Raw genomic sequence first — 18,248 nt, 5'->3', positions numbered from 1 at the left:
ATGAACAAAGGGAGTTGCGTTCGATTTACACCACCCGCACGGGTGGCGTGAGATCAGGCTCCGGGCAGCAGTCTGGCCACGCGGTCGGCGTCGCAGGTGCGAGGACAGGTGACGCAGGTGTCCTCGGGGCGCAGTGTGTAGAACAGGCAGCAGCTCGCCCGGTCACGGGTCGGCAGTTGCTCGCCGTCAGGTCCGGTCAGCACGCGGAAGCCCGCGGTGCCGACGTACGGCTTGGTCGTGCCCGGAAACAGCTGCTCCAGCTCCGCCATGGCCCGCTGCTCCTCGCCGAGGAGATGTGCGATGTACCACAGTCCCTCGACGACCTCGTCGGTCGCCATGCCCCACAGCGCGCGCTTTCCGCGCCGCATCCGCGGGGCGAAGCCGTCCAGAACGGGCCCGAGGTGCTCGGCGACCGCGGCACGCACCTCCTCGCGCAGCGCCTCCTCGTCCGGTACGACACGGGCGCCGGGAAGCTGCGCCGCGGGATCGCCGGGCAGGCAGGCGAACTCCTTCACGCGCACCGTCATCCGCCCGAGCGCCCGCTGGAAGGCGGTGTCGTCGACCGGGACCCGCGGGACGCGGCGGTGCAGAAACCAGGGGACCGTGATCAGCAGGCAGGCGGGCCAGGCGTACCGGTGCAGGCCGAAGCTGGCGACCACGTCGGGGCGTGCCTGCTGGCCGTAGTCCTTGAGCACCTGTGCGTTGTCCCAGCCGAGGAAGGCGTCGAGGGCGGGACCGCCTTCCGCGAGCTCGCGGACGCCGACCCAGCCGCCGCCGGCCGGGATCTGCTCGCCGTCCGACAGCTCACGCACCCGCAGCCCGGGAAAGGCCTCGGCGAGGCGCGCGTACGCGTCTTCGACGGCCGAGGCCGGGGCGGAGAGCAGGGCGGGTACGGTCATGCCGGGGACCACCGAATCGCGATCGTTAGCAGGTTAGCCTTACCTTACCCGATGCGATCGATGTTTATCGTGCAGTCTGGGGGGACATCCTCCAGACCCTCCGAAACCGGTTCCGTCGCTTATGGTGCACGGGGGCCAGGGCATGCCAGCCGGGCCCGGGAGCCGGCCGGAGGAGGACCCGAGTGGAGCAGGCCCGAGCGCGCGACGCCGGGACGCCGCGCCCGCACGCGTCCACGCACATCCCCGGACAGTCGGCGCAGTCCGCTCAGTCCGCGCGCATCCCAGGACAAGCGGGTCCGGTCGACGTTCCGGCCGCCGAGTCCGCCCGCCCGCGCGTCCCGGAGCAGGCCCGCGGTGAACACACCCACAGCGAGCCGCTCGCACCGGGCGCCGCCTCCCGCTCCGTCCAGCGCCACTCCGTCCGCGGCCAGATCCTCGAAGCCCTGCGCAGCGCGCTCGTCGACGGCGAACTGCTCCCCGGCGAGGTCTACTCCGCGCCCGTGCTCGGCGACCGTTTCGGCGTGTCGGCGACTCCCGTGCGCGAGGCGATGCAGCAGCTGGCGACCGAGGGCGCGGTCGAGGTCGTGCCCAACCGCGGCTTCCGCGTCACGGTCCGCACCGCACGCGAACTCGCCGAACTGGCCGAGGTCCGCGCCCTGATCGAGGTCCCGGTCATGCTCCGGCTGGCCCGCACGGTGCCCGCGGCGCGCTGGGCCGAACTGCACCCGCTGGCCGAGGCGACGGCGAAGGCCGCCGCCACCGGCGACCGCGCCGAGTACGCGGAGACCGACCGTGCCTTCCACCGCGCGATGCTCTCCCTCGGAGGCAACGACCAGCTGGTGATGGTCGCGGACGACCTCCACCGCCGCTCCCAGTGGCCGCTGACGACCGCTCCGGTGTTCCGCCGCGCGGACCTGGTGGCGGACGCGGCGGAACACACGGCCCTGCTGGAGGCGCTGATCGCGCAGGATCTGCCGGTCGTGCAGTCGCTGGTGCGGGAGCACTTCACCGGCTCGGACAGCTGACACCGAGAGCTGACCTTTGGCCTGGGCTCCACTAATCTGTGGGGTCGGGCGGTCTCGCGCCGTGCCCAAGTCCGTACGCACGGGGGGTCATTGATGTCAGCCGAGCACTCCGAGTCGCCCATACCCGACGAGGCGTGGGAGAAGTTCCAGCTCGAGAGCGAGGGGCCCGCGCGGCTCTCCGCGCCGAAGGAGCCCTCCGCACGGGCGCGGATGGTGACCGAGCGGCTGCGGCAGGCGGACGAACAGGCCGCGCGGCGCGGCGGCCGGGTCGGACGCCGGTGGCGCAGGGAGCCCGTACGGGCCGAGCCCGAGGCCTGGCGGAGCTGGTCCGGTCAGCAGCGGGCGGGGAAACGGCGGAGCCGGATCCGGGGCCTTGTCTGGGTCGTCCTGGCGGTCGCGGTCGTGCTGGTCGTGCTGAACCCGGACCGCGCGCTGTCCTGGCTCTCCTGACCGACGGTCGGTTTTCTCACGCGCTGTCCCGCGCGCACGCGTCGGTCGCGCGGCAGGCTCCGGCTGCGCCGAGGGCCCGCCGCGTCCGGCGGGTCAAGGTCCGGGTTGTCCCTGACGCAACGTCAAGCCCTGGCAGCCGCGCTCGACGGGTCCTGGCGCGGCTCGGTCAGCGCCTGCGCGTCCGGTCGGCGCCCGACCGGATGTGGCAGCCCATCCACAGCCTGTCGTGATCCCGTCCTCGCGCGACCGCGGCCTACGCGGCAGGCTTCGGCTGCGCCGAGGGCCCCGTCCGCGACGAGGCCTGTCCCGGGACCGTCGTGGCCAGTTGGCCCGCCAGCCACACCGGTACGCCGCCCAGCAGCCGGAACAGCCGGCCGGCCTCCGCGCGCAGCCGCCCCGCCTCCGGCTCCGGCTCGCAGTCGGCGAGCGCGGCCAGCGCGGGCGCCGTACCGATCAGATAACCGAGCTCCTCGCGGATCCGCAGCGACTCGGAGAAGCCGTGCCGCGCCTCCGCCAACTCGCCGTCGCGCAGGGCGAGTCCGGCCTGGTGGAGCCAGGTGAAGGAGAGCAGCAGCGTGTCGCCCTGCGCCGCCGCGCCCTCGTGTGCGCGGCGGTACGCGGCAAGTGCTGCCTGGGGCGAGTCGGCGATGTGCTCGGCGACCAGGCCGCGCCGGAAGTCGAGCAACGGCCGTCCCGGAGAGGCCGGAGCGAGCAGCGCGGCCGCCCGGCCGAGCGCCGAGCGGGCCTCGTCCGCCCGGTCGCGTACGCCGAGTCGGGTCGCGGCATACGCCAGCCTGCCGCGTTCGCAGGCCGCTCCGCCGCGCTCCTCGTCGTTCCGGGCCACGGCCTCCGCCGTACGCAGCGCGTCCTCGGCGTCCGCCCAGCCCTCGGCGGTGAACAGGCAGCGCTCGACGAGGAGTCCGGCCCGCTCCAGCGCCGCGGCGGGATCGGCCGCGTGGGGTGCGATCAGGGCTGCCGCGTCGGTCCAACAGCCGCGTGACCGCAGCCGCCATACCGCGGTCTGGAGGGGATCGTCACCTGCAGTGGTTCCGGAACCAGACATGGCGGTATGCGCCACATTGCCCTCCCCGAGCACGCCATTGAGCTGTTGAGAGATCGAGCTGCTGATGGGTCGCATCTCAGCATGGATAGGCATGCCTGGCCAAGGGGTCAGGTGAATGAATTCACAATCCCTCGGCCCTGATCCGTATCCGGGTCGTCCTCCGGGTCGTCCCGCGGCTTGTCGATCAGCTCATCCGGAGCGCCAGGAAGAAGTCCAGCTTGTCCTCCAGGCGCGACAGGTCACGGCTCGTCAACTGCTCGATCCGGCCGACCCGGTAGCGCAGCGTGTTGACATGCAGATGCAGCCGCGCCGCGCATCGCGTCCAGGAGCCGTCGCAGTCCAGGAACGCTTCCAGCGTCGGGATCAGCTCCGCGCGGTGCCTGCGGTCGTAGTCCCGCAGCGGGTCGAGCAGCCGGGCGGTGAACGCCCTGCGGACGTCGTCCGGCACGAACGGCAGCAGCAGCACGTGCGACGCCAGCTCGTGGTGGCCCGCCGCGCACACGCGGCCGGGCCGGGCGGCCGCCACCCGGCGGGCGTGCCTGGCCTCCTCCAGCGCGCCACGCAGCCCCTCGGCGGAGCTCACGGCCGCGCTGACGCCCAGCGTGAGGCGTCCGTCGTCCGCCAGACCGGCCGACAGCGGGTCGCGTACGGTCTTCAGCAGCTCGTCCGCGTGCAGCCCCTCCTCCGTGGACTGCGCCTCGGGCGCGTCAGGGTCAGGCAGTGCGGGCAGCGGCATCAGCGCGATCGCCTCGTCACCCGTATGGGCCACGGCGATCCGGTCGGCGGACTCCGCACCGGCCGCCGCCGGGTCGACCAGGATCTCCTCGAGCAGCGCCTGAGCGACCGGTCCGGCCTCGATGTCGGTCCCGCCCTCCTGGCTCCAGTCCACGCGCGCCACCACGACCTGCCAGTGCGGCGCGGTCCCGAGCCCCGGCAGCAGCACCGGGGCGGCGACCCGCAGCCGCGCCGCGATCTCGGCGGGCGCGGCACCCGCCTGGACGAGCTCCAGGACCTCCTGGGCGAGCCGTCTGCGGACCGTACGGGCCGCCTCCCGCCGGTCCCGTTCGACGGCGATCAGCTGGGTCACGCCTTGCAGCAGGTCGAGCCGGGCGGCGGGCCAGTCGCCCGCGTCGGCCTCGACCGCGAGCAGCCAGTCCGACAGGACCGTCTCGCGCACATCGCGGGACGCGGGGGCGGCTCCACGGCCGGTGTTACGGATAGGGAAGAGTGAGTACGTCGCTCCGCCGGCCGTCGCGCGGTGCGGGCCGCGCCGTCCGGTGCGCGTGGCGGCCAGATGCTCGCCCGCCAGCGCGGCGCCCACCGCGGCGGTCAGGGGTTCGCCGGCGCCCGCGATCTGCCGCCCGGTCGGAGAGAGCACCCAGGCGCGAAGGTCCAGGTCGGAGCCGAGCAGATCGAGCACGACCTCCGGTCCGCCGCCCGCCGGGCCCGATGTCATCAGCCGTCTGTGTCTGTCGACGACTGCGGCAAGATCACCGGCTCGCTCACCGGAGACCTGGCGTACGACGTATTCTGTGATCGTCGCAAACGCAACGGACTCATTGACTGCAAACAACGGCAGTCGGTGGCGTGAACACGCCTCGACCAGATCGTCGGGGACATCACCGAGCTCGGCCTCGCCGGCCGCCAGACCGGCCACCCCGGCACCCGCCAGGATCCGGACGAACGGCTCGGAGTCCTCGGCCGTGTGCCGCCAGGCGAGACCGGTCAGCACCAGCTCGCCGCCGGACAGATAGCGGCTGGGGTCCCGCAGGTCGGTCGTCATCACGCCACGTACGCCGCGCTCCAGCTCGTCCTCGCCGCCGAGCAGGCGCAGCCCCAGCGCATCGGTCTCCAGAAGTCCGCGCAGCCGCATCTCGTCGCCGCCGATCTGTCTCGTTGTTGCCGGTGGCCTCTGGCCACGGTTTCCAGGGGAAAACGGTGAGGTTACCGAGCCTCGCCTTTCGTTCGAATCTACAAGACGAGACAGGCGACCAGCCAACTCCTTCATGGTTTCGGTGACTGCACCCCATGGAGTAAGCCCCGGTGTACTGATGCCATACCGCGTTAACAGCACATGAATAAGCAGTCGAGGGCCGACCGTCCGGGCCCGCTTGCGACGAACGACCCCGATGAAGAAGAAGAGAGCCACTCATGGACTTCCTTCGCCCCGCCAGCTGGGAGGAGGCGCTCGCCGCCAAGGCCGAGCACCCCACCGCTGTACCCATTGCGGGTGGCACCGATGTGATGGTCGAGATCAACTTCGACCACCGCCGGCCCGAGTATCTCCTGGACCTGAACCGCATCGGTGAGCTGAGCGAGTGGGAGGTCGGCCAGGACACCGTCCAACTGGGCGCCTCCGTTCCGTACAGCCAGATCATGGAGCACCTGCGGGCCGAGCTGCCGGGCCTGGCGCTCGCCTCGCACACCGTGGCCTCACCGCAGATCCGCAACCGTGGCGGCGTCGGCGGCAACCTCGGCACCGCGTCCCCGGCCGGCGACGCCCACCCGGCGCTGCTCGCCGCGGGCGCCGAGGTCGAGGTCGAGTCGGTACGCGGCAGCCGCCTCATCCCGATCGACGAGTTCTTCACCGGCGTGAAGCGCAACGCGCTCGCCGCCGACGAGCTCATCCGGGCCGTGCACATCGACAAGGCCGACGGGCCGCAGCAGTACTCGAAGGTCGGCACCCGCAACGCGATGGTGATCGCGGTCTGCGCCTTCGGCCTGGCCCTGCACCCCGAGACCCGCACGGTGCGCACCGGCATCGGCTCCGCCGCCCCGACCCCGGTCCGGGCGAAGGCCGCCGAGGAGTTCCTGAACGCCGCGCTCGAAGAGGGCGGATTCTGGGACAGCAAGAAGATCATCACCCCGTCGATCGCCAAGCAGTTCGCGGAGCTCGCATCCGGCGGCTGCAACCCGATCGACGACGTGCGCGGCACCGCGAGCTACCGCCGCCACGCGGTCGGCATCATGGCCCGCCGGACTCTCGGCTGGACCTGGGAAGCCTTCCGCGGCAATGAGAGGAGCGCACAGTGCGCGTGAACTTCACGGTCAACGGTCGTCCGCAGGAAGCCGACGACGTGTGGGAGGGCGAGAGCCTTCTCTACGTGCTGCGCGAGCGCATGGGCCTCCCGGGCTCCAAGAACGCGTGCGAGCAGGGCGAGTGCGGTTCCTGCACGGTCCGCCTCGACGGCGTGCCGGTCTGCTCCTGTCTCGTCGCCGCCGGCCAGGTCGAGGGCCGCGAGGTCGTGACGGTCGAGGGCCTCGCCGACTTCGCCAAGCAGCGCTCCGAGCACGGCAGTTGCGCCACGGGCGCCTGCGGCACCACTCTCCAGGACGCCCAGCAGTGGTCAGCCAAGGGGAGCGACTCGCATACCGGCGAGGGCGGCGAACTCGCCCCCATCCAGCAGGCGTTCATCGACGCCGGCGCGGTCCAGTGCGGCTTCTGCACCCCGGGCCTGCTCGTCGCCGCCGACGAACTGCTCGAGCGCAACTCCGAGCCGTCCGACGCGGACATCCGCGAGGCGCTCTCCGGCAACCTCTGCCGCTGCACCGGCTACGAGAAGATCCTCGACGCGGTCCGCCTTGCGGCCGCCCGTCAGGAAGAGGCGGTCTGACAGCCATGGCCACCACAGGAACCCCCACGAACCTCACCCAGGGTTCACAGACCAAGGGCGGCATCGGCGAGTCCACGCTGCGTCCCGACGGCACGCTCAAGGTCACCGGAGAGTTCGCGTACTCCTCCGACATGTGGCACGAGGACATGCTCTGGGGCCACACGCTGCGCTCCACCGTCGCGCATGCCGAGATCCGGTCGATCGACGTCTCCGAGGCGCTCGCGATGTCCGGCGTCTACGCGGTGATGACCTACGACGACCTGCCCACCGACGTGAAGAACTACGGCCTGGAGATCCAGGACACACCGGTTCTCGCCCACGGCAAGGTCCGCCACCACGGCGAGCCGGTGGCCATCGTCGCCGCCGACCACCCGGAGACCGCGCGCCGCGCCGCCGCAAAGATCAAGATCGACTACGCCGAGCTGCCGCTGATCACCGACGAGGCATCGGCGACAGCACCGGACGCGATCCTGGTCCACGAGGGCCGCGACGACCACCACATCGGCCATGTCCCGCACCCGAACATCGTGCACCGCCAGCCCATCGTCCGCGGCAACGCCGACGAGGCCGCCAAGCGCGCCGATGTCATCGTCAAGGGCGAGTACACCTTCGGCATGCAGGACCAGGCCTTCCTCGGCCCGGAGTCCGGCCTCGCGGTCCCGTCCGAGGACGGCGGCGTCGAGCTGTACGTCGCCACCCAGTGGCTGCACTCCGACCTCCGCCAGATCGCCCCGGTCCTCGGCCTGCCCGAGGAGAAGGTGCGGATGACGCTCTCCGGCGTCGGCGGCGCGTTCGGCGGCCGCGAGGACCTGTCGATGCAGATCCACGCCTGCCTGCTGGCCCTGCGCACCGGCAAGCCGGTCAAGATCGTCTACAACCGCTTCGAGTCCTTCTTCGGACACGTCCACCGGCACCCGGCGAAGCTCTACTACGAGCACGGCGCCACCAAGGACGGCAAGCTCACGCACATGAAGTGCAAGATCGTCCTGGACGGCGGCGCGTACGCCTCCGCGTCCCCGGCGGTCGTCGGCAACGCCGCTTCGCTGAGCGTCGGCCCGTACGTCGTCGACGACGTCGACATCGAAGCGCTCGCGCTCTACTCCAACAACCCGCCCTGCGGCGCGATGCGCGGCTTCGGCGCGGTCCAGGCATGCTTCGCGTACGAGGCGCAGATGGACAAGCTCGCGGCCAAACTGGGCCTGGACCCGGTGGAGTTCCGCCGGCTCAACGCCATGGAACAGGGCACGCTCCTGCCGACCGGACAGCCGGTCGACTCGCCCGCCCCGGTCGCCGAGCTGCTGCGCCGCGTCAAGGCCAGGCCGCTTCCGCCGGAGCGCCAGTGGGAGATCGCCGCCGGCGCCGCGGACGTCCGCGAACTGCCCGGCGGACTCTCCAACACCACACACGGCGAAGGCGTCGTACGCGGTGTGGGCTACGCGGTCGGCATCAAGAACGTCGGCTTCTCCGAGGGCTTCGACGACTACTCCACCGCCCGCGTGCGGATGGAGGTCGTGGGCGGTGAGCCGGTCGCGACCGTACACACCGCGATGGCCGAGGTCGGCCAGGGTGGCGTCACCGTCCACGCCCAGATCGCCCGTACGGAGCTCGGTGTCACGCAGGTGACCATCCACCCGGCCGACACCCAGGTCGGCTCCGCCGGCTCCACCTCCGCATCCCGCCAGACATACGTCACCGGCGGCGCGGTCAAGAACTCCTGCGAGGCCGTCCGCGAGAAGGTCCTGGAGATCGGCCGCCGCAAGTTCGGCTCATACCACCCCGCATGGGCCACCGCGGAGCTGCTGCTCGAAGGCGGAAAGGTCGTCACGGACGGGGGCGAGGTCCTTGCCGACCTGGTCGACGTCCTGGAGGACGAGGCGATCGACGTCGAGCTCGAGTGGCGGCACCGTCCGACCGAGGCGTTCGACCTGCGTACGGGTCAGGGCAACGGTCACGTCCAGTACTCGTTCGCCGCACACCGCGCGGTCGTCGAGGTGGACACCGAGCTCGGCCTGGTCAAGGTGATCGAGCTGGCCTGCGCGCAGGACGTCGGCAAGGCGCTCAACCCGCTCTCCGTCGTCGGCCAGATCCAGGGTGGCACCACCCAGGGCCTGGGCGTGGCGGTCATGGAGGAGATCATCGTCGACCCCAAGACCGCGAAGGTGCGCAACCCCTCCTTCACGGACTACCTGATCCCCACCATCCTCGACACGCCGACCATCCCCGTCGACGTGCTCGAACTGGCCGACGACCACGCCCCGTACGGGCTCCGTGGCGTAGGCGAGGCCCCGACCCTGTCGTCGACCCCGGCCGTCCTCGCGGCGATCCGGAACGCGACCGGGCTGGAGCTCAACAGGACGCCGGTACGCCCCGAGCACATCACCGGCACCTGACCCCATGAACCCTCCGGGCGGTACGGCGCAGGGAACGTCACACTTCCACGGCGTACCGCCCGGAGCACGGAGCACCGCACCGCTCGCGGCGCTCCAGCTCAACTGATTTGCCCCGATTGTTAGTTCGTCTCGGGCCGTCCCCCGGGTCGTGCAGCCAACGCAGTCATCCCAAATCCCGCAGCTTCAGTCTCCAAGCGGGTGCCCCTGTGAACCTTGGGAGTAGGCACCATGACCCAGCAGTCCCTGGAGCCAAAGACCACGGCGGAGGACGCCGGCGCGGGAACGCGCCAGCCCGCCGGAAGGTCCTGGCTCGACCGGTATTTCCACATAACCCAGCGAGGGTCGACCATCGGCCGGGAAGTCCGTGGCGGCATCACCACCTTCATGGCGATGGCGTACATCATCCTTCTCAACCCGGTGATCCTGTCGGTGCCTGATGCGACAGGCCACAAGCTCGACGGTGATCAGCTGACCACCGCGACGGTCTTCGCCGCGGCAGCCACCACCATCGTGATGGGCTTCATCGGCAATGTGCCGCTCGCCCTCGCGGCGGGACTCAGCGTCTCCGCCGTTATGGCATTCCAGGTCGCGCCCGAGATGACCTGGGAAAACGCGATGGGCATGTGCGTCATCTACGGTCTGGTGATCGTGCTGCTCGTCGTCACCGGTCTACGCGAACTGATCATGAACGCGATCCCACTGGCGCTCAAGCACGCCATCACCATGGGAATCGGCCTGTTCGTCTGCCTCATCGGCCTCGTCCAGGCGGGCTTCGTCACCTCGATGCCCGGCCCCGGCGGGCTCGCCGGAGCCAAGCCGATCCAGCTCGGCACGAGCGACATGCTCACCGGCTGGCCGGTCCTCTGCTTCGCCTTCACCGTCGTGCTGATCTTCCTGCTCCAGGTCCGCAAGGTCCCCGGCGCGATCCTCATCGGCATCGTCGGCGGCACGGTCTTCGCGGCGCTGGTCCACCAGTTCGCCGGGCTCGACAAGAAGGCCTGGGGCGGGCTGAACGCGCCCGAGATCACCGGCTCCATCGTGAGCACACCGGACTTCGGCCTCTTCGGCAGCGTGTCCTTCAACGGCATCGGCAGCGTCGGTGGCATCACCGTCGGCGTCATCGTCTTCACTCTGGTGCTGGCCGGCTTCTTCGACGCCATGGGCACCATCATCGGCATCGGCCAACAGGCCAACCTCGCCGACGACAAGGGCCGGATGCCGGGCCTCAACAAGGCACTGGCGATCGACGGCGCGGGCGGCGCGATGGGCGGCCTCGCCGGCGCGTCCGGCCAGACCGTGTTCGTCGAGTCCACGGCGGGCGTCGGCGACGGCGCGCGCACCGGTTTCGCGAGCGTGATCACGGGTCTTGCCTTCACGCTGTGCCTGTTCTTCACGCCGCTCGCCCAGATCATTCCCACTCAGGTGGCCGCGGCGGCGCTGGTCGTCATCGGCTCGATGATGCTGTCGAACGCCAAGCACATCGACTGGAACGACCAGGCGACCGCGATCCCGGTCTTCCTGACCACCGTGCTGATGCCGTTCACGTACTCGATCACCGCGGGCATCGCGGCGGGCGTCATCGCCCACGTCCTGATCAAGGCCGTGCAGGGCAGGGTGCGTGAGATCGGGTGGCTGATGTGGGTTCTGTCCGTGGTCTTCCTGGCCTACTTCGCGCTGCATCCGATCGAGGGCTGGCTGGGCGTCAACTAGCCCCTCCCTTACACACTCTTGAGGAGACCGACATGCTGGACATCGCCGATGAGCTGAACCGGTGGGTCGAGCAGGGCCGTGAGTTCGCCGTCGCCACCGTGGTGGCGGTCGGCGGCAGCGCGCCCCGGCAGCCGGGCGCGGCACTCGCCGTGGACAGCGAGGGCACGGCGATCGGGTCGGTCTCCGGAGGGTGTGTGGAAGGCGCGGTGTACGAGCTGTGCCGACAAGCGCTCGAGGACGGGACCACCGTCCTCGAGCGGTTCGGCTACAGCGACGAAGACGCGTTCGCGGTGGGCCTGACCTGCGGCGGAATCATCGACATCCTGGTGACGCCGGTACGGCCGGTACGTGGCGGCGTCCTCCCCGCGGCGCTCTCGGCCGCGGCGGCCGGGGAGTCGGCGGCACTCGCCCGTGTCGTGGACGGCCCTTCGGCGCTCATGGGCCGCGCTCTGCTGGTCCGGCCCGACAGCTCGTACGAGGGCTCGCTCGGCGGCCATCCCGAACTTGACCGCACGGCGGCGGCCGAGGCCTTTGCCCTGCTGGAGGCGGGCCGCACGGCCACAGTCCTGATCGGCGAGGACGGCTCGCGCTGCGGGCAGCCGCTGACCTTGCTGGTCGAATCGTCCGTCCCCGCCCCGCGGATGATCGTCTTCGGCGCGATCGACTTCGCCTCGGCGCTGGTCCGGGTGGGCAAGTTCCTCGGCCACCATGTGACCGTGTGCGACGCGCGCCCCGTCTTCGCGACGGCGGCCCGCTTTCCAGACGCGGACGAGATCGTCGTCGACTGGCCGCACCGCTATCTGGAGTCGACGGCCGCGGAGCTGGACGGTCGCACGGTCCTGTGCGTCCTCACCCACGACGCCAAGTTCGACGTCCCGTTGCTGGAACTGGCACTCAAACTCCCCGTCGCATACGTGGGCGCGATGGGCTCCCGCCGCACGCACGAAGACCGCAACCGGCGCCTGCGGGATGTGGGCGTGACGGAGCTGGAGCTCGCGCGGCTTCGCTCCCCGATCGGCCTGGACCTCGGCGCGCGTACGCCGGAGGAGACGGCGCTGTCGATCGCGGCGGAGATCGTCGCGAACCGCCGCGGCGGCAGCGGGGTCTCCCTGACGGGAGCGCACACCCCGATCCACCACGACGGCCTCCGGCGCACGGCGGGCACGATCGGCGAGGTCGCATAGCCCGGCACGAAAACCGGAACTCGTGGTGTCGTAGGGGCTGACTACTGGTCGTGTACTCGGGGCCGCTGGGGGATCGCCGTTGGCCTGGAGCTGGCCCGCCGGCTCATGTGCGAGCCGAACCTGGAGCCTGGCCGGTGGGCATGAGTGCGGGCTGGGAAGCCGAACAGACCATCAACAAAGCGGTTCAACCGTCTGGTGGACCTGCGGCGGGCGCGTTCCTCCTCAATCCGTGCCGTGCTGGGCGTCAAGAGCATGTGGGATGTCGGCCCGTCCGCAGCCTGGCCGTTGACGGTGGTCATCATCGACGAGGTCCACACCTACTTTGCCTGGTCGGTCGGTCCTTCGCGCAGAAGACCGCTGAAGCTGCGGTGGCTGCGCTGGGGGAGGACATCCGCAACTGGGACGACGCCAACCCGATCAACCTCCGGAGCCCGGACTATGTCGGCGACCCTGCCGAGGACGCGACTACCAGCGCGGGCCGGGCAACTTCCACGACCCGAGCAAGTTGTAGCGCCGCCGGGGTGAACCTTTGTCAGGGCCCAGTCGTAGTGCCGGACGGGCGAGCCCGCCCTGTCTTGCACCGAGAGAGGCGTCCGATGGCCGAGGCAGCCGCAGCAGTTCTGTCCCGCTTCAGCGAACAGGTGCTGGGTGTCCCCCTGCCCGTGGGGATCCGGCTCTGGGACGGCAGCACGGCCGGCCCGGAGGACGGGCCGACCTTCGTCCTGCGTGACCGCGACGCCTTGCGGCGACTTCTGTGGCGGCCTGGAGAGCTGGGGCTCGCCCGCGCCTGGGTGGCCGGAGACCTCGAAGTCGACGGTGACCTGTACGAGTTGCTGGCGCGGATCTCGACGCTGCTGTGGGAACGGGACGGGCCCGGCACCCGCACGGCGGCGCTCGGCAGAGCGCTGAGCGTGCTGACCACGTCCGACAGCGTACGTACGGTGAGCCGGACGCTCGCCCTCGCGGGGAGCGGGCTCCCGCCCGCACCACCCGCCGAAGAGGTGGTGCGCCGCCGCGGTCCTGCACACAGCCTGCGCCGTGACAAGGCGGCCATCAGTCACCACTACGACGTCGGCAACGACTTCTACCGCCTGGTGCTGGGCCCCTCCCTCGTCTACTCCTGTGCCTACTGGGAGGGAGAACCGTCCTTCGGCGACTCTGGCGGCACTCTGGAGCAGGCCCAGGAGGCCAAACTGGACCTGGTCTGCCGCAAGCTCGCCCTGCGCGAGGGGCAGCGGCTGCTGGATGTGGGCTGCGGGTGGGGATCGCTGGCCATGTACGCGGCCGAGCACTACGGCGTGCGGGTTGTAGGGGTCACCATCTCCGACGAGCAGGCGGCATTGGCTCGCGAGCGGGTCGCCGCGGCGGGACTTGAGCACCTGGTGGAGATCAGGGTGCAGGACTACCGGCAGATCGACGACTCCCCCTTCGACGCGATCTCCTCGATCGGTATGGCCGAGCATGTGGGCAGGAAGCGGTACCGCGCGTACGCGGACGTCCTGCACCAACTGCTCAAGCCCGGCGGGCGCTTGCTCAACCACCAGATAGCGCGGCGCCCTGTGCAGGACGAGAAGGAATACCGCATGGACCCCTTCATCGACCGGTATGTCTTCCCCGACGGGGAGCTGGCTCCTGTCGGCTCCACCGTGTCGCTGCTGGAGGAAGCGGGCTTCGAGGTACGCGACGTCGAGTCCCTGCGAGAGCACTATGCCCTCACGCTACGTGCGTGGGTGACCAATCTCGAAGCACGCTGGGACGAGGCGGTCAAGCTGACCTCGCCCGGGCGAGCGCGGGTGTGGCGCCTGTATATGGCGGCCTCCGCGGTCGGGTTCGAGAACAACACGATGGGCGTCAACCAGGTGCTGGCGGTCAGGACCGGCGGTGACGGCCGGTCCGGCATGCCGTTGCGCAGAGATTTCCTGGCGACCTCGGCCTCGCTGCTCGCCTGACGCGGTGTCGGCTCGGTGTGCGACTCGGGTGCGCCGGGTGTGCCTCAGCTCGCGTCGTACGGGTGGGCGTGTATTTCACGCATTCGGTAACGAGGCTGAGGCATTGAGGCTGAGGCTTCGCGTTGGTTTCATTCCGCCTACCTCATCGGGTAGTTGATCCGCGGACTCCAGTTCACGCAAGATAGGGCGGGTAGCAGTGAAAAACATGGGCGAGCTGAAACTCATCCGACCACGTTCCGAGCCGACCATCTCTCAGGCCATTGAGCAGGTGGCGCTCCACCACGGCAACCGCGTCGCCGTCGCCGCCGAGGCGACCGAAGTGACGTACTCCGAACTGATTCGCCTGTCCACCGCGTTCGCGAGCGGGCTGGTACGGGCGGGGCTGCGCGCCGGCGACCGAGTCGTCCTGCAGTTGCCAAACCGGTGGGAGTTCGTCCCGGTTCTGTTGGGCTGTATGAAGGCCGGCGTCGTCCCGGCTCTGGTGCTGCCGACGCATCGCCGACACGAGTTGACCCGGATCAGCGGGCACATAGGTGCCGGCGCGCTGATCGTCGACGGCGAAGCCACCGGGTTCGACCACGTGGAACTTGCCCACCAGGTCCAGCACGAGGCCCCGACGATCCAGCACGTCTTCGTCGTCGGCGGTGACGCGGACGACGACCACGACGTCCACACCCTTTTGGCCGGTGACCTCACGGACCTGCCCGAGGCAGCGGACCCGGGGCAGACGGCGATGTTCCTGATGTCCAGTGGCACCACGGGCAGCCCGAAGGTCGTCCCTCGTACGCATCGGGACTACCTCTACGACGTGCGGCACAGCGCCGAGCTTGCCGGTCTCGACTCGGACGCGGCCTACCTCGCAGCACTTCCGTTGGCGCACACCTTCCCCCTCGGCTGCCCGGGCCTGTTGGGTGCCCTGATCACGGGAGGCCGATGCGTGGTGGTTCCCTCGCCCCGGCCCGATCTGGTCTTCGAGGCGGTGCGGCGGCACCGCGTTACCGTGACCGCCGCCGTGCCGACAGTGGTCCGCCGCTGGCTGCAGGAGTACAACCCGGAGCAGTGGGACCTCTCCAGCCTGCGGGTGCTCCAGGTGGGCGGCGCGCGCCTCTCGGCGGCGCTGGCGGCGCTGGTCGGCCCTGTCTTCGGCTGCGAGGTTCAGCAGGTCTACGGAATGTCCGAGGGCATGCTGAACTTCACCCGGCTCGCGGACGATCCGGAGATCGTCCAGGCAACCCAGGGCCGGCCATTCACCCCGCGCGACCAAATCCGCATAGTCGACGGGAACGGCCAGGATGTGCCGACGGGTGAAACAGGCGAGCTCCTGGTCCGCGGCCCGGGAATCTTCGGCGGCTACTACCGTGCCCCCGCGGACAACGCGGCGGCGTTCTTGGACGGCTGGTTCCGCACGGGCGACCTCGTACGGCTTCATCCGAGCGGGAACCTGGTGGTCGAGGGGCGGATCAAGGACGTGATCAACCGAGGCGGCGAGAAGATCTCCGCCCTGGAGATCGAGGACCTCCTGCACGAGCTCCCGGAGGTCGACAAGGTCGCCGTCGTCGCCGTGGCTGACACCGAGATGGGTGAACGGGTGTGTGCCTGTGTGGTGCCGATCGTCGGGGCCGTCGTGACGGTGGAGGGGCTCAGCGCGGCACTGACCAGGCTCGGGGTCGCACGCTACAAGCACCCGGAAGTCCTCCGTCTGATCAGCGAAATTCCGCTCACCGGCACCGGAAAGATCGACAAGGTGGCGTTGCGGAACACCGCCGACAGAGACGCCGGCCCTCACCAGATCAGGCCGTCGACCGGTCTGGTAGAGCGGTGATGAATTATCTCGAACGCGAGCTCTGGCTAACCCCGCTGCTCGGCCCCATGCCGGCGGCGATGCGGCTGGTCCGGCACGCGGGTTTCGCGGACTACATGCTGTACGAGCGCGACGACCGCTGGACCTACGCGGGCGGTTCTGTGCTGATGATCGCCGTGGACCATCGAGGTCTCCACGCCCGGGGCATCGGCATGGACGCGCATGCCCCGGGCGACTCCGTGGCATCGTCGGGCGGGCCAGCCGACGTGGTCGCGGCCGCAAGGCTTCTGGAGGAAAGCTCAGTCCCGGACTGGCGGGCCTACGGTTGGCTCGCGTTCGAGGCGGGCGGGACGACACCCTCTGAGACCCCCCAGCTGTGCCTGACCGTCCCGCAGGTGGAGGTACGGCTCGACGAGGCCGGCCACGCACTGCTGCGCGCCACCGATGCCGCCACCTTGGACCGGCTCGCCTCGGTACTGCTCGAAGAGTCCACTGACACCACGGCTTCCGGACAGGTGGCTCTCGATCTCCAGGCCGGAGGCGCCGCCTACCAGGAACTCGTCAGCCGGGCCGTCTCCCAGGTCCAGGACACCGAACTGCGGAAGGTCATTGTGTCCCGGCGGATCGAGGTGGACAAAGAGATCGACTTGGCGGCCACCTACGAGGCCGGCAGGTCGGCCAACAGCCCGGCCCGGTCCTACCTGTTCGCCATGGGGGGTCTGCGAGCCGCTGGCTTCAGCCCGGAGACCGTCGTCGAGATCGATCGGCGCGTCATCACCACCCACGTCCTGGCGGGCACCCGCGCCACCGGCAGCGACCAGGACGCGACCGACGCCCTGCGCGACCAGTTGCTGGGAGATGCCAAGGAAGTCCACGAGCACGCCATCACCGTCGCCGACGCGTTGACGGACTTCGCTCAGGTCTGCGCGCCCGACTCGGCCGCGGCCACCCGGTTCATGAAGGTCGTACGGCGCGGGAGCGTTCAGCATCTGGCCTCCACGCTGCGGGGGGAGTTGGCCGAGCACGTCGACCCGTGGGCGGCGCTGTGCGCACTGTTCCCCCCCGCCGCCGCGACGGGTGTGCCGAGACGGGCCGCACTCGACACAATCCGGCGCTTGGAAGAGCGCGAACGTGGCCTATACGGCGGGGCTGTGATCGCCTGCGACGCCCACGGCGGCCTGGACGCCGCGCTCGCACTGCGGACGGTCTTCCAGCGCAACGGACGGACCTGGCTCCAGGCCGGGGCCGGAGTCACCTCAGGCTCCGACCCCAGGCGGGAGTTCGAAGAGACCTGCGAAAAGCTGCGCAGCGTCGCGCCGTTCCTCGTGCCCACCCACGATGCCGGCAGCAAGGCCGACTGAGGAGCGGAGATGCGCGAACCCCTGCCCCTCGGGCCGACCGCCCTCAAGCCCGACGAAATACGGGCCGTGTCCGAGTGCCTGCGCACCCTACGATCAGTGCGCAGGTTCCAATCTGACGATGTACCAGCTGAGTTGATCGACTTCGTACTGGACCATGCGGTCCAGGCTGGGTCGGGCAAGAACCGCCAGCCCTGGCGCTTCGTCGTGGTGCGCGAACCGGAGGTCCGCGGCGAGGTCGCGCGGTGGTACCGCGCGACCTTGACCCGTCACACAGCACATGCGGACCTGCTCGACGACTCGCAGTCCGAGGAGAGCGCAGCCCAGATCGAGGCTGCCCAGCGACTCGCGGACCACTTCACCGAGGCACCCGTGCTGATCGTGCCCTGCTTCCTCCCGATCCCGCGCAACCCGGCCGACTTCTTCGGCGGCGCGTCCATCTACCCCGCCATCCAAAACCTGTTGCTCAGCGCAAGGGCAGTGGGACTCGGCGCGACACTCACCACCGTTCACGCGGTCGACGGCATCACGTACCCTCCGGCCGGCGGGACAAGCAGCGTAGACCAGTTGCGACACATTCTGGGCATCCCCGACTCGGCCGTCCCGGCAGCGGTCATCCCCCTGGGCTATCCCGTCCGCCAGTCCACGTCGGCCGGGGATCGGCTCCCGGTACGGGACGTCACCTACGCCGACGCCTGGGGGCGCCCCTGGCGTCGCGATCGGAAGTGGTGGAGAGCTTTCCGCTCGGGAAAGGCGGCGTGAAGCCATGGGACGGCACGCCCGTCGGCCTGCCGCGTACAAGACG

General features: G+C 70.2%; 14 protein-coding genes and 1 pseudogene. 12 read left to right on the top strand and 3 right to left on the bottom strand.

Annotated features, from left to right (window positions below; translation table 11 throughout):
- Positions 1-53: 53 nt before the first annotated feature.
- The gene (locus ACH4YL_RS18485; protein ID WP_398508413.1) at positions 54-899 is read right to left on the bottom strand and encodes a (2Fe-2S)-binding protein; all 846 of its coding nucleotides are present in this window, start codon (positions 897-899) and stop codon (positions 54-56) included.
- Positions 900-1,081: 182 nt separating this feature from the next.
- On the opposite strand from ACH4YL_RS18485, the gene ACH4YL_RS18480 reads away from it, so the two are divergent.
- Both ACH4YL_RS18480 and ACH4YL_RS18475 read left to right on the top strand, forming a co-directional pair.
- A complete protein-coding gene (locus ACH4YL_RS18480; RefSeq protein ID WP_398508412.1) occupies positions 1,082-1,924 on the top strand; it encodes a GntR family transcriptional regulator in 843 nt (280 codons plus the stop codon).
- Between the two features lie 93 nt (positions 1,925-2,017).
- Positions 2,018-2,374, top strand: coding sequence for a hypothetical protein (locus ACH4YL_RS18475; protein WP_398508411.1), 357 nt, complete (start codon positions 2,018-2,020; stop codon positions 2,372-2,374).
- Positions 2,375-2,627: 253 nt separating this feature from the next.
- Here ACH4YL_RS18475 and ACH4YL_RS18470 read toward each other — a convergent pair whose 3' ends face one another.
- Both ACH4YL_RS18470 and ACH4YL_RS18465 read right to left on the bottom strand, forming a co-directional pair.
- Positions 2,628-3,437: a hypothetical protein gene (locus ACH4YL_RS18470; protein ID WP_398508746.1), complete on the bottom strand. Its 810-nt coding sequence runs from the start codon at positions 3,435-3,437 to the stop codon at positions 2,628-2,630.
- A 184-nt stretch (positions 3,438-3,621) separates the two neighbouring features.
- Positions 3,622-5,310, bottom strand: a complete 1,689-nt coding sequence (locus ACH4YL_RS18465; RefSeq protein ID WP_398508410.1) for a PucR family transcriptional regulator — start codon at positions 5,308-5,310, stop codon at positions 3,622-3,624.
- 278 nt (positions 5,311-5,588) lie between these two features.
- Here ACH4YL_RS18465 and ACH4YL_RS18460 point away from each other — a divergent pair, with 278 nt between their 5' ends.
- From ACH4YL_RS18460 to ACH4YL_RS18415, 10 genes and pseudogenes are all read left to right on the top strand, one after another.
- Positions 5,589-6,476 (top strand): FAD binding domain-containing protein, encoded by an 888-nt coding sequence (locus ACH4YL_RS18460; protein WP_398508409.1) that lies wholly within the window; start codon positions 5,589-5,591, stop codon positions 6,474-6,476.
- On the top strand, positions 6,467-7,051 hold the full coding sequence (locus ACH4YL_RS18455) for a (2Fe-2S)-binding protein (RefSeq protein ID WP_398508408.1): 585 nt from the start codon (positions 6,467-6,469) through the stop codon (positions 7,049-7,051). The genes ACH4YL_RS18460 and ACH4YL_RS18455 overlap by 10 nt, the downstream gene beginning before the upstream one ends.
- A 5-nt stretch (positions 7,052-7,056) precedes the next feature.
- Positions 7,057-9,441, top strand: coding sequence for a xanthine dehydrogenase family protein molybdopterin-binding subunit (locus ACH4YL_RS18450; protein ID WP_398508407.1), 2,385 nt, complete (start codon positions 7,057-7,059; stop codon positions 9,439-9,441).
- Positions 9,442-9,669: 228 nt separating this feature from the next.
- Complete coding sequence (locus ACH4YL_RS18445; protein ID WP_398508406.1) at positions 9,670-11,151, top strand: NCS2 family permease; 1,482 nt, start codon at positions 9,670-9,672, stop codon at positions 11,149-11,151.
- Positions 11,152-11,183: 32 nt separating this feature from the next.
- The gene (locus tag ACH4YL_RS18440; protein ID WP_398508405.1) at positions 11,184-12,335 is read left to right on the top strand and encodes an XdhC family protein; all 1,152 of its coding nucleotides are present in this window, start codon (positions 11,184-11,186) and stop codon (positions 12,333-12,335) included.
- 183 nt (positions 12,336-12,518) lie between these two features.
- Positions 12,519-12,781 (top strand): annotated as a pseudogene (locus ACH4YL_RS18435) (cell division protein FtsK); the annotation flags it as partial.
- A 150-nt stretch (positions 12,782-12,931) separates the two neighbouring features.
- A complete protein-coding gene (locus tag ACH4YL_RS18430; protein WP_398508745.1) occupies positions 12,932-14,284 on the top strand; it encodes a class I SAM-dependent methyltransferase in 1,353 nt (450 codons plus the stop codon).
- Positions 14,285-14,489: 205 nt separating this feature from the next.
- The gene (locus ACH4YL_RS18425) at positions 14,490-16,106 is read left to right on the top strand and encodes a (2,3-dihydroxybenzoyl)adenylate synthase (RefSeq protein ID WP_398508404.1); all 1,617 of its coding nucleotides are present in this window, start codon (positions 14,490-14,492) and stop codon (positions 16,104-16,106) included.
- Positions 16,106-17,446, top strand: coding sequence for a salicylate synthase (locus tag ACH4YL_RS18420; protein ID WP_398508403.1), 1,341 nt, complete (start codon positions 16,106-16,108; stop codon positions 17,444-17,446). Before ACH4YL_RS18425 ends, ACH4YL_RS18420 begins: the two co-directional genes overlap by 1 nt.
- A gap of 9 nt (positions 17,447-17,455) precedes the next feature.
- Entirely contained in the window at positions 17,456-18,205 is a 750-nt protein-coding gene (locus tag ACH4YL_RS18415; RefSeq protein ID WP_398508402.1) for a nitroreductase family protein, read from the top strand.
- Positions 18,206-18,248 lie beyond the last annotated feature (43 nt).

It is taken from the genome of Streptomyces sp. NPDC020681 (assembly GCF_044334895.1).
In the GTDB taxonomy this organism is placed as follows: Bacteria; Actinomycetota; Actinomycetes; order Streptomycetales; family Streptomycetaceae; genus Streptomyces.
The sequence above is the reverse complement of the archived record's forward strand: the minus strand, read 5'-3'. Positions and strand labels throughout refer to the sequence as shown.